At 38.5% G+C, this 12,342-nt stretch carries 7 protein-coding genes; 6 read left to right on the top strand and 1 reads right to left on the bottom strand.

What is annotated here, in order from left to right; all coding sequences use genetic code 11:
• A partial coding sequence (locus tag SOP96_RS07030) for a transposase (protein ID WP_326320286.1) occupies nucleotides 1-186 on the bottom strand: 186 nt, incomplete at its 3' end.
• Between the two features lie 402 nt (nucleotides 187-588).
• On the opposite strand from SOP96_RS07030, the gene SOP96_RS07025 reads away from it, so the two are divergent.
• The 6 genes from SOP96_RS07025 to SOP96_RS07000 all read left to right on the top strand — a co-directional run bounded on the left by SOP96_RS07025 (nucleotide 589) and on the right by SOP96_RS07000 (nucleotide 12,328).
• Entirely contained in the window at nucleotides 589-3,363 is a 2,775-nt protein-coding gene (locus SOP96_RS07025; RefSeq protein WP_326320284.1) for a glycosyl hydrolase, read from the top strand.
• A gap of 204 nt (nucleotides 3,364-3,567) precedes the next feature.
• Nucleotides 3,568-4,371, top strand: coding sequence for a DUF4350 domain-containing protein (locus tag SOP96_RS07020; protein WP_326320283.1), 804 nt, complete (start codon nucleotides 3,568-3,570; stop codon nucleotides 4,369-4,371).
• Nucleotides 4,372-4,654: 283 nt separating this feature from the next.
• Nucleotides 4,655-6,541, top strand: coding sequence for a rhamnogalacturonan lyase (locus SOP96_RS07015; RefSeq protein ID WP_326320282.1), 1,887 nt, complete (start codon nucleotides 4,655-4,657; stop codon nucleotides 6,539-6,541).
• Between the two features lie 13 nt (nucleotides 6,542-6,554).
• Nucleotides 6,555-7,715, top strand: a complete 1,161-nt coding sequence (locus tag SOP96_RS07010; RefSeq protein WP_326320281.1) for a glycoside hydrolase family 88/105 protein — start codon at nucleotides 6,555-6,557, stop codon at nucleotides 7,713-7,715.
• Between the two features lie 173 nt (nucleotides 7,716-7,888).
• Complete coding sequence (rhaT, locus tag SOP96_RS07005; protein ID WP_326320280.1) at nucleotides 7,889-8,977, top strand: L-rhamnose/proton symporter RhaT; 1,089 nt, start codon at nucleotides 7,889-7,891, stop codon at nucleotides 8,975-8,977.
• A gap of 306 nt (nucleotides 8,978-9,283) precedes the next feature.
• Nucleotides 9,284-12,328 carry a SusC/RagA family TonB-linked outer membrane protein gene (locus SOP96_RS07000; RefSeq protein ID WP_326320279.1) on the top strand — a complete coding sequence of 1,015 codons (3,045 nt, stop codon included), beginning with the start codon at nucleotides 9,284-9,286 and terminating at the stop codon, nucleotides 12,326-12,328.
• Nucleotides 12,329-12,342: the final 14 nt, after the last annotated feature.

Raw genomic sequence — 12,342 nt, 5'->3', positions numbered from 1 at the left:
GCTCCATTTATTAAAAAAATAATACACATTTTGCCAGCTTATCTTTTCTTCCCCAAAATAGTCTTTTAAAGAAATCTCACGCCACTGGCAACCGGTTTTCAGCCGTTTTATAATGGTCTGGATTATTTTTACCACGTCAAACTTTGTAGAAAATCCCCTTTTTCCTTTGCTTAAATGGGGTAAAATCCATTTCTCTATTTTATCTTTGCTGATGAGTTCCAGATTATTAGTTTTTTTAATTGCAATCCAAAATTGCTAATTTTCTCGGAACTTTTTTTCTAAAATAAGTTTAAACAGCTTCTTAATAAACTCAATTAAATAAACAAAGTTTATTCTTTTAAAATATTAAAAATTTGAACATTAAGAATTTAAAAAACAGAGTGAACATAAAATTAAGAATTAATAGTTTGGTTTAGAATAACAATCATTAAGAAGATGCTTAAATCTTAATTTCTTAATGTTGATTAAACAAAAAATCTTCGATTTTTTAAAAATAATGTGTTCTTCTCAAAACCCGAATCACAAACTTAAAATAACAAATGTGTCCGAAATCTTTTGTGACTTTTGTGGTTAAATTTAAAAGTAAAAATGAAATTTAAAAATATCATAAAAATCAGCGTTTTCTGTTTTGCATTCGGAAATCTTTCCGCACAGAATCCGTGGCCAAAAACCACCGAAGCCGCAAAACCGTGGACGCGTTGGTGGTGGATGGGAAGCGCCGTCGACGAAAAGGGATTGGATAAACAATTAACAACACTATCCGAAGCGGGTTTCGGTGGAGTGGAGATTGTCCCGATTTATGGTGCAAAAGGCTTTGAAAATAAATACATCAATTACCTTTCCCCGGAATGGATGAAGATGCTGCAATTCACCACAGATAAAGCCAAAAGTCTGAATATGGGCGTTGATATGGCAGTCGGAACAGGATGGCCGATCGGTGGGCCGCAAGTGAGCGAACAGGACGCAGCGACAAAAATGATTGTCCAGACTTACGAGATTTCACCTGATAAAAAAATTTCAGAAAAAATTATTCTGAAAGACGAAAAACAAAAGAATTTAAAAACAGTAAAGCTTGATATCGTCACTGCTTATAATGAAAAAAATGAAGCTATTGTTTTAACGGATAAAGTAACTCAGGACGGAATTTTAAACTGGAAACCAACCTCCGGAAAATGGACAGTGTATGCAGTTTTTTCGGGTAAAACTTTACAAAAAGTAAAACGTGCTGCTCCGGGAGGAGAAGGGTATACATTAGACCATTTTTCCCCCGATGCAGCCAAAGAATATTTAAAATCATTTGATACAGCTTTTGGAAATTCCAACTACGGAATCCGTTCATTTTTTAATGACAGTTATGAAGTGTACAATGCCGACTGGACTGCCGGTTTTAAGGAAGAATTCAAACAAAGAAGAGGCTATGATTTGAGTCCTTACATCAAATATCTGGTAAACGATAGCGAAAGTGAAATGGCAGGAAGAATAAAATCGGATTACCGGGAAACGATGAGTGAATTGATTCTTCACAATTTTACAGAAAATTTCACCAATTGGGCGCATTCTAAGAATTCCAAAAATACCAATCAGGCGCACGGTTCTCCAGGAAATTTACTGGATTTATACGCCGCAGTCGATATTCCGGAATCTGAAACTTTCGGAAGCACAAAATTCGATATTCAGGGATTGAAAAGAAATCTGGAAGACATTAATACAAAGGAAGTTCCGGATATCAATATGTTGAAATTCGCATCTTCGGCAGCCAATATTACCGGAAAACCTTTGATTTCCAACGAGTCGTTCACATGGCTGACAGAACATTTCAAAACGTCCTGGTCGCAGGTAAAACCGGAAGCGGAACAGATTTTTTTGTCCGGAATCAATCACATTTTTTATCACGGCACAACGTACACGCCGGCTGATGTTCAGTTTCCGGGCTGGCTGTTTTATGCTTCAACGAATTTCGTTCCTGAAAACAGTTTGTGGCCGAATATCAAAGGCTTGAATTCTTACATCGAAAGAACACAATCCGTTTTACAAAGCGGAAAGTCAGACAATGAAATCCTCCTGTACTGGCCGGTTTACGACCAATGGGCAAGTCCGAAAGGAAAGGATATGACCTTCAAAATTCACAATATTGAAAAATGGCTGCATCCGACGGTATTCTATGAAGACCTTGAAAAACTGGGCAAAGCCGGCTATTCTCTCGATATGATTTCGGATAAAATGATTTCTGAAGCGAAGTTTGTAAATCAGAATATTAAGGTGGCTGAAGATGGTGGCTTTTACAAAGTTTTAATTATTCCGGAATTGAATTATTTACCTGAATCTACTTTAAAGAATATCCTCGAATTAGCTCAGAAAGGTGCTTCTGTAATTTTTCAAAGTGAACCGAAAGATGTTCCCGGATTTTTTGAATTTGAAAAAAGAAGAAAAGAGTTGCAGGAGGCATGGAAAACAATTGCTTTTCAGCAAAATGTAAATTTACAGTCAGCAAACTTCGGAAAAGGAAAAATTGTTTTGAGCTCTGATATTGAAAAAGCACTGGAATTCTTAAAAATTGAAAGGGAAAAATTAACCGATGCCGGCCTGAAATTCGTCAGAAGAAAGTTCGATGGCGGAAAATATTATTACATCGTCAATCATACTTCGAAAGAAATCAATCAAAACATTCCTTTGAATTTCATGGGAAATCAAGCTGCTTTAATGAATCCTGGAAACGGAGATTTTGGAATTGCCGAAACGCAGAATAATTCAGTAAGAATTCAATTGAAATCAGGAGAATCATTAATTATAAAAGCATCAGAAATTCAGGATCGCTCAATTCCAAAATGGAAATACGTTGAAAGAGCAGATGCACCGATTATATTAAATCAACCTTGGCAGCTGACTTTCAAAGAAGGCGGCCCGGAACTTCCTAAATCCCGAACTTTGGATAAGATTCAACCGTGGACGAGTTTCACGGACGACGCTTCAACACAAAGTTTTTCAGGAACTGGAGTTTACAGGACGTCTTTTAAAATTAAGAAAAATAAAGCTGATGATTTTGTGCTTAAACTTGATAAATTATATGAAAGCGCAAAAATAATCATCAATGGTCAGAACGCAGGAATCGTTTGGAGCCTTCCGTTTGAAATCAACGTTGGAAAATATTTAAAAAAAGGGAAAAATACCATTCAGATTGAGGTTTCAAATCTGATGGCCAACCGAATACGCTATATGGATCAAAACAAAATCCAGTGGCGAAATTATCATGAAATCAATTTTGTGAACATCGATTACAAACCGTTTGATGCCTCCGGCTGGAAAGTGCAACCTTCAGGGTTAGATGGCGAAATTCAATTAATTCCTGTATATTATCCGAAATAAATTCTTTTTGATGCATCGAAATAAAATTAAACTTTGTGATCTTTGTTAAGTGAAACGCTTTTGCCTCAATTTATAATTGATAATCGGAATCGGCGAAACTTGTTTTGTGAACTTAAAAAAGAATAGTAGTCAAAAAAATCTTTGCACACTTTGCGTTAAAAATTACAGCAGAATAAATTGAATTTAAATATTAAATAAAGACTTATGAATAAAAATATCGTAAAAACATTAGCATTGGGAACACTCCTCACATTTGGATTATCCAATGCCCAAAACAGACCAAAGGTCGTTTTGGACAACTTTTTCAACAATGAAAAAAGAGAAAACAAAGAAACCAGGCAATTGGAATCCTGGCATTACACATGGAATGATACCAGCAACGGCGGATTCTCCATGTTGGGCGAACTTTTTCAAAAGCAAGGCGCCGAAATCAGTACATTAACAACGGCTCCGTCTAAAAAAGATTTAAAAAATGCCAATATCTACATTATTGTTGACCCGGATATCGACAAGGAAGCTTACGGAGGAAAAGCCAATCTGATAGACTCAAAAACCATTAAAAACCTTGTAAAATGGATTAATAAAGGCGGTGTTTTGGTTTTAATGAGTAACGATAACGGAAACTCTGAGTTTGAGCATTTCAACAAACTGGCCGAACAATTCGGTATTCATTTCAATGATGACAGCATCAACAGGCTGAAAGGCAGAGAGTTTGAAAAAGGTGCAGTTTATGTAAAACCGGGAAATGAAGTATTTTCAGAACTGAAGTTATATATGAAAGAAGTTAGTACGATTTCAGTAAAAGCACCTGCAAAGCCATTTCTTTATGCCGAAAATAAGGTGATTGGTGCAATAGCGAAAGTAGGAAAAGGAACCGTTTTCGCATTGGGCGATCCGTGGTGTTATAACGAATACATTGACGGAAAAAAGCTTACTCAGGACTTTTCCAATTATGAAGGAACCGAAGAATGGGTAATGTGGCTGCTTAAAGAAGCTTCCCAGAAATAAAATAAAACAATTTGTGCAATCGATTGAATTTGGGTTTAATTTTTAGGGCAGCTCTTCCGCCTTCCACTCCCGCTTTTTTGTCTCCGCTTTGCTGCGACAAAAAGAGCTCCGTTCAAGTCGGGCTGCGAGCGATTCAAATTGACAACCCGTATAAGTTTCAAAAACCTATGAGGTTTTGCAAAACACAAGATTCGACGCAAAATCAATAGAAACGGGCTTTAGCCCGTTTAATAAAAATGAGATTTCCAATTCGGCTTTAGCCAAAACTTACTAAAAAAGATTTATGAAAATCAAATATATCTTCATTACATCTGCGCTATTTCTTTCGCAAACCCTTTTTGCGCAAAGACAAATGGAATACCTGAAAAGAGGAATCGTTGCCATTCCAGCGGAATCCGGTGTTTTTGTAAGCTGGCGATTGCTGGGAACGGAAGCTCAAAATACACATTTCGATGTGTATCGCACAGAAAACAATCAGACTAAAAAACTGAATGAAAAACCTTTGCTTCACGAAACGAATTTTTTAGATAAAACCGCTGACAAAAAGAAAAGCTATACCTATTTCGTAAAATCAAATACACAACATCAGGACGTTGACCAGGATTTTGCTAAATATATGGCCAATCAAAAAACCTATTTTTCAATTCCATTGAAAACTCCGGAAGGTTACACGCCGAATGATGCTTCTGTTGCCGATCTCGACGGTGACGGAGAATATGAAATCATCCTTCATCAGACCGGAAGATCCAAAGACAACAGTCAGAAAGGCGAAACAGATCCGCCTATTATTCAGGCTTATAGGTTGAATGGGCAGTTTTTATGGGAAATTAATTTAGGGAAAAATATCAGGGAAGGTGCGCATTACACCCAGTTTTTGGTTTACGATTTAGATCAGGACGGAAAAGCGGAAATCGTCATGAAAACCGCCGACGGAAGCAAAGACGGAAAAGGAAAATTCATTGGTGACCCAACAAAAAATTACGTCAATGAAAACGGAATGATTCTTTCCGGACCGGAATTTCTGACGGTTTTTGATGGGCAAACCGGAGCTGAGATCCATACGGTAAATTATCAGGTTCCAAGATTTTCAGGAAATTTAAATCCTACCAATGAAGAAATGACTGAAACCTGGGGAGATGCCAAAGGAAACCGCATCGACCGTTTTTTAGGAGCGGTTGCTTACCTCGATGGAAAAACACCGAGTGTGATGATGTCGAGAGGATATTACACAAGAACAGCGATTGCAGCCTGGGATTATAAAAATAAAAAATTGAATCTCCGCTGGCTTTTTGATACGGAAAGTTCGGAAGAAAACAAAAAATACCGCGGACAGGGAAATCATAATTTAACAGTTGCCGATGTCGATAATGATGGGAAAGACGAAATTGTTTTCGGCGCAATGACGGTTGATGACGACGGAAAAGTACTGAACAGTACAGGTTTCGGGCACGGCGATGCTTTGCATGTCGGAGATTTAGATCCATCCAATCCCGGACTGGAAATTTTTGATATTCAGGAAAGATTTGATGATGCGGGAGCGCATTTCCGAGATGGTAAAACCGGAAAAGTGTTGTGGAAATTACCGTCTACCGTCTACAGTAAAGCCGGTAAATTCCAGGGGCCGGGAAGAGGGTTGTCGTTGAATATCGACCCTCGTCATGAAGGCTCGGAATGTTGGGCTGCCGGAGCCGGACTAAAAGGTATTTATACTGCAAAAGGGAAAAAGATCAGCGATAAAAATCCTCCGGCAAATATGGGAATTTACTGGGATGGTGATCTTTTAAACGAAATTCTCGACGGAACGGTTGTTTCAAAATGGGACTGGAGAAACGAAAAATCAAATCTTGTTTTTAATGCAAAAGATTTTCAATGTGAATCCAATAACGGAACAAAGAAAAACCCGGCATTAGTTGCCGATTTATTCGGAGACTGGCGCGAGGAAGTAATGTACAGGACAGCAGATAATCAGGAATTGAGAATTTTCAGTACAACCATTCCGACAAATCATCGATTGTACACTTTAATGCACAATCCGCAGTATCGGTTAAGCATTGTCTGGCAGAATGTCGGCTACAATCAGCCACCGCACCCGGATTATTATCTTGATGAATCGGTGAAGGAAATTCCAAAACCCAAAATTTTTACTGTAAACCCAAAAATTGATAATTAAATTTAAATATAAAATGAAAAAACTATTAACAGCAGGCTTTTTTGCACTGATGATTGCGGGAATGACTTCCTGTTCGGTTCAAAAGCAAAACACAACGGCAAATGCAGATCTTCCGAATAAAAAAGAAGTGCTGGAAGTCGCCGAACGAGCCAATCGGTATTTTATGAACAAGTGGCCGGATCCGGGAAAAGAAGTGGTTGGTAAAAAAGTATGGCCAAGTAACTTATGGACAAGAGCAGTTTATTATGAAGGTCTGATGGCTTTATATAAAGTTGATCCTAAAAAAGAATATTATAACTACGCTTTGGACTGGTCTCAAAAGCACAAATGGGATATGATGCGTGGCACTTATACCCGAAATGCCGATAACCAGGCTTGCGGACAGACTTACCTTGATCTTTACGAAATTGATGGGAAAAAACATCCGGAAAGAATCAAATACGTAAAAATGTCGATGGACAGCATGATCGCTTCCGGAAAATCCGATGATTGGTGGTGGATTGATGCGCTACAAATGGGAATGCCGATTTACAGCAAACTGGGAAGAATCACCGGCGACAAAAAATATTTCGACAAAAATTACGAAATGTATGCTTTCACCAAATATAAGCATGGAGGAAACGGATTGTACAATCCGAAAGATAAGCTTTGGTGGAGGGATAAAAGCTTTGTTCCGCCTTACAAAGAACCGAATGGCCAAGATTGCTATTGGAGCCGTGGAAACGGATGGGTGGTAGCGGCACTTGCCAGAACTTTGGAAGACACGCCAAAATCTGATCCTCATTATCAGGAATATCTACAGGATTATAAAGATTTATTATCTGCCTTGGTTCCGATTCAGAGAGAAGACGGTTTCTGGAATGTTAGTTTGCACGATCCCACGAATTTCGGAGGTAAAGAAATGACAGGAACGGCGCTTTTCGTATATGGAATGGCCTACGGAATCAATAATAATTTAATTGATAAAAAAATATATCTGCCTGTTATAACAAAAGCCTGGAATGCCATTGTAAAAGATTCGGTTCAACCCAACGGATTTTTAGGATGGGTTCAGGGAACCGGAAAAGAACCTAAAGACGGTCAGCCGCTTTCAGTAAACAAAGAGCCTGATTTTGAAGATTATGGATTGGGTTGCCTGTTGCTGGCGGCAAGCGAAGTATATCAGTTAAAATAATATAAAATTTTTGAATGTGCATTTTATTTTGTCAATACTATAATCATATTCATTTATGTTAATAAATTTTAAATTTGTTTTCTGTTCTAGAAATCATATTTATTACATGACACTACAAGATGCGAGATCGATTACATCTTGTTAATTTTCAGACTCAATCGAAAGATAAAATTATGAACGCATTATTAGGAGTTATTTTTCATTTTTTAGGAGGTTTTTCTTCTGGGAGTTTTTATTTGCCCTATAAAAAAGTAAAAGGCTGGCAATGGGAAACATTTTGGTTAATAGGAGGTGTCTTTTCATGGATTATTGTTCCGCCGCTGGCTTCCTATCTCACCATTCCGGATTTTTGGGAAATTATTCAGAATGAAAGTTCATCAATTTTAGGATTAACCTTTTTGTTCGGAGCGCTTTGGGGAATCGGTGGATTCATGTATGGTTTGGGAGTCAGGTATTTAGGCGTTGCCTTGGGAAGCAGTATCATGCTGGGACTTACGATGGTTATCGGTTCGCTGGTACCTTCTATTTTTTACGAATTTTCGCCTCAGGCAGGAAAAGACAATATCGGATTAATGATTTCCAGCACATGGGGAAAAATGGTGCTTCTCGGACTATTTGTGTGCGTTATCGGAATTATCATCAGCGGAAAGGCCGGTGTCATGAAAGACAAAGAACTTCAGCACGAATCAACAGATCCTCATGGAACACAGGTGAAAACGGAATATAAGTTCGGACTCGGACTTACGGTTGCCATCATTTCGGGAGTTTTAAGTGCCTGTTTCAATTTCGGACTGGAAGCCGGAAAACCCATGGCGATGGTGGCCAACGAAGCATGGAAAACGGCAAATCCCGGTAACGGAGAATTTTTGTTCCAGAATAATGTAACCTATATTGTAGTGCTTTGGGGCGGTATGGCTTCCAATCTCCTCGGCTGCCTTTATCTATCTTTTAAGAATAAATCATATACCGATTATACCAAAAAAAATGTTCCTGTTGCGAGAAATATTTTTTTCTGTGCATTGGCAGGAACCATGTGGTTTTTACAGTTTTTCTTCTACGGAATGGGTGAAAGTAAAATGGGAAATGGCCCGAGTTCATGGATTTTGCACATGGCATTCATCATTTTAATTGCCAATCTTTGGGGGGTAGTCATCAAAGAATGGAAAGGCGTTTCCAAAAAAACAATTTCCACAATTGTAGTTGGGATGATCGTTATGTTTATTTCTATCCTGATTGTCGGATACGGAAATTCTTTGCGGTAGATACAGCATTCATCAGGTATTATTTCATACAGTTTATATAGTTTAATTTCTCTTAGGTGCTGATTTTTCAGCACCTTTTTTTATACGATGCATATAATCGGGAGTGCCTCTTTAATTTCCGATAAAATTTATTTATTGTGGAATTTTGTTTTATTTCATTTAATTGTGATTAAATTTATATGTTTAACGGTTGTTAATTGTAAAATTGATATTTATTTAACTTAAATGATGAATATTTTAATACAGGATATGGCAGGATGCCGGTATATTTCTAAGGATGTATTTTGGTGATGTAAAAATTAATATATGTCTATTAAAATCAAACAGAAGAATTTTAAGCCGCTTATTGCACCGCTGTTTTTGCTTGCATCCGGCTTTATGTTCGGGCAAAAGACAGTAAATGACACTGTGAAAGACAAGACTAAAGATATTGAGGAAGTAGTCGTTATCGGTTATGGTAAAGTTAAAAAATCGGACTTAACGGGATCGGTATCTTCGGTTTCTGCAAAAGATCTGGCTGCAACACCGGCAATGAATGCATTACAGGCTTTACAAGGAAGAGCGGCAGGATTAAACATCATTACGGCAGGTGGTGCGCCAGGAGCGGGAGCCAATGTTACTGTTCGTGGTGGTGCTTCCATTACCCAGGGAACGGAGCCGCTTTATATTGTAGACGGTTTCCAGCTGGATAATGCGCTGAATATTATCAATCCCAACGATATTGAAAGCATTGATGTGTTAAAAGGTGCTTCCGCTATCGCTATTTATGGTGCAAGAGGTTCTAACGGTATTATTGTCATTAAAACAAAAACAGGAAAAAAGGGAAGGGTTACCATCAACTACAATTCTTTCATGTCATTTGATATGCTTTCAAAGAAGCTGGACATGATTTCCAATTCTGAGCAGTTCGTGAAATATCAGTACGAAATGGCACAGCTTCAGGGTAAAGTCACCCAATGGAGCAATGTTTTTGATAACAGCCTGGGAACAGACTCACCGGGATTTTACACCGGCGCATTTAGCAGGATCAACAACCGTTATGCATCCGCACCGTCTTTAGACTGGCAGGAAAAATTGCTGGGAGGAACGGGAGTTACGCAGAACCACAATGTTAGTGTTTCGGCAGGTTCAGATAAAACACAAACTTTCATCAGTTACAATTATAATAAGCAGGATGGTTTGCTGCAAAATTTCAGCGAAACCAGAAACTCGTTACGTGCTAATGTGAACTCAGAACTGTATAAAGGAATACGTCTGGATTTCAGTTCCATGTTTACCTCCAATTCTACGAATGGCGGAGGAGCTTATTCAGGAATGAAAAAAATATTGCTTCAGCCTATTACGGGAGGAACATTATTTACCCAGGATCAGCTGTTTAATACCCAGACGTTCCCGGATTTCTCAGCGCTGGATTCAGGTTTCGATACGGAAAACCCATTTATTGAAACGGCAGCATCTACACAAAACAGAAGGGTAAGAACATTTCTTGCCAACGTAGGGCTTGAATTTGATTTGCTGAAAGATTTTACATTCCGAACTGCCGGATCATATAACTGGACCAATACCAAAGCTACTGCATTTTCAGATAAAAATTCCCGTGCCTACCTTACTGATCCGGTTAATACAGGCATCAACGGAAGCATCGGAAATTCTGAGGCCTATCGCTACCAGATCACCAATACCTTGACGTATAATAAAACGCTAGGTGAAAAGCATAAAATCACTGGATTAATCGGTAACGAAATCATCTATCAGGAAAGCGAGAGCAACAGCATGAGGCTGGTAAGATTTCCATCTATTTTAAATTATGGACTGGATGTTATTTCCAATGCTACTGTTGCGGATAAAAATACAGACAGATCATCATTCAGTTTGCTTTCTTATTTTGCAAGAGTTAATTATAATTACGATAACCGTTACCTTCTTACCGGTACGGTGCGTCGTGACGGATCTTCTAAATTCGGACCGGATAACAAGTGGGGCGTATTCCCGTCGGTAGCTGCTGCATGGAGAGTTTCAGAAGAAGGGTTTTGGAAAAATTCAAAAATCGAAAATTATGTTAATGATCTTAAATTTAGGTTTGAATATGGGATTGTCGGCAATAACAGTATTCCTGATAACGTTTTCAGAACCAATGTTGTTGCAACCGATTATCCTCTGAATAATACGGTGGGAAATCTAGCCCTCGTAACAAGCAGTGTTTTAGGGAATCGTATGGTACAGTGGGAAGAGATGAGGTCAACCAACATCGGAGTAGATTTGGCATTATTCAATAACAGGGTTAAATTAACCTCAGAATGGTATAACAATAATGTTACGGGAATGTTGCTGGAAACCGTTTTGCCTGCTTCAACAGGGTACGCAAGACAGTTTAAAAACATCGGTTCTATGAAAAATACCGGTATGGAATTTACCTTAAACTCAATCAACGTAAAATCCGGCGATTTCAGATGGTCTACCGACGCCAATATAGGTTTCAATAAATCAAAAGTATTATCATTGGATGAAGGAAGAGAATTCAGGAACTTCAGTGTCGGAAGCAACAGGGCAGGTATGGTAACCTATTATGCGACAGTTGGAGAAGAATTGGGAGATATGTACGGATATGTTTACCAGGGAATTTACACCACCGACGATTTTATCCAGGAATCCAACGGATCTTTAACATTAAAACCAGGCGTGGTAAAGCCTGCTTCAGGAACTCCGAAACCGGGTGATATCAAGTTTGCGGCAGACAATGAAGCCGGAGATCAGTTTACAAGGAAACTGGTGAAAATCGGAAACGGAACTCCTGATTTTATCGGAGGGATCAGCAATAATTTTTCATACAAAGGTTTTGATCTGGCGGTATTTATGAAATTCAGTGTCGGGGGTGATATTTACAATGCAACTAAGCACAGCTTAAGTCCTTATGCTTTATTCCAGAACACACCTTCGGAATTCGGAGATAATTATTACCGTATCATTGATCCTAATACTGGTCAGGCCACTACAAATCTTGCAAGATTAAAAGAGCTGAATCCTGATGAAGGATCACGCCTTTGGAGCTTGAATACGACCAATTCAGGATATATCACCTATCCATCATCCTATTATGTTGAAGATGGTTCTTATTTAAGAATTGCCATGGTTACGTTGGGGTACTCCTTTTCAAGAGAATTTTTAAGTACGGTTAAACTTACCAATGCGCGCATCTATTTTACCGTTAATAATTTGGCAACCATCACAGGCTATTCGGGCTATGATCCTGAAGTCTCTGCTGCAAGTGGTGTTACGGTGACACCGGGATACGACAGCTCTTCATTTCCACGTTCAAGAAGTTATGTTCTTGGTATTAATTTAACTTTCTAAATGCAAACGATTAC

Origin of the sequence: Chryseobacterium salviniae, from assembly GCF_035819015.1 — a bacterium.
Lineage (GTDB): Bacteria > Bacteroidota > Bacteroidia > Flavobacteriales > Weeksellaceae > Chryseobacterium > Chryseobacterium salviniae.
The sequence above is the reverse complement of the archived record's forward strand: the minus strand, read 5'-3'. Positions and strand labels throughout refer to the sequence as shown.

Coding starts and splice junctions, on each gene's coding strand:
- SOP96_RS07025 (WP_326320284.1), top strand. CDS start 589: ATGAAATTTAAAAATATCATAAAAATCAGCGTTTTCTGTTTTGCATTC.
- SOP96_RS07020 (WP_326320283.1), top strand. CDS start 3,568: ATGAATAAAAATATCGTAAAAACATTAGCATTGGGAACACTCCTCACA.
- SOP96_RS07015 (WP_326320282.1), top strand. CDS start 4,655: ATGAAAATCAAATATATCTTCATTACATCTGCGCTATTTCTTTCGCAA.
- SOP96_RS07010 (WP_326320281.1), top strand. CDS start 6,555: ATGAAAAAACTATTAACAGCAGGCTTTTTTGCACTGATGATTGCGGGA.
- rhaT (WP_326320280.1), top strand. CDS start 7,889: ATGAACGCATTATTAGGAGTTATTTTTCATTTTTTAGGAGGTTTTTCT.
- SOP96_RS07000 (WP_326320279.1), top strand. CDS start 9,284: ATGTCTATTAAAATCAAACAGAAGAATTTTAAGCCGCTTATTGCACCG.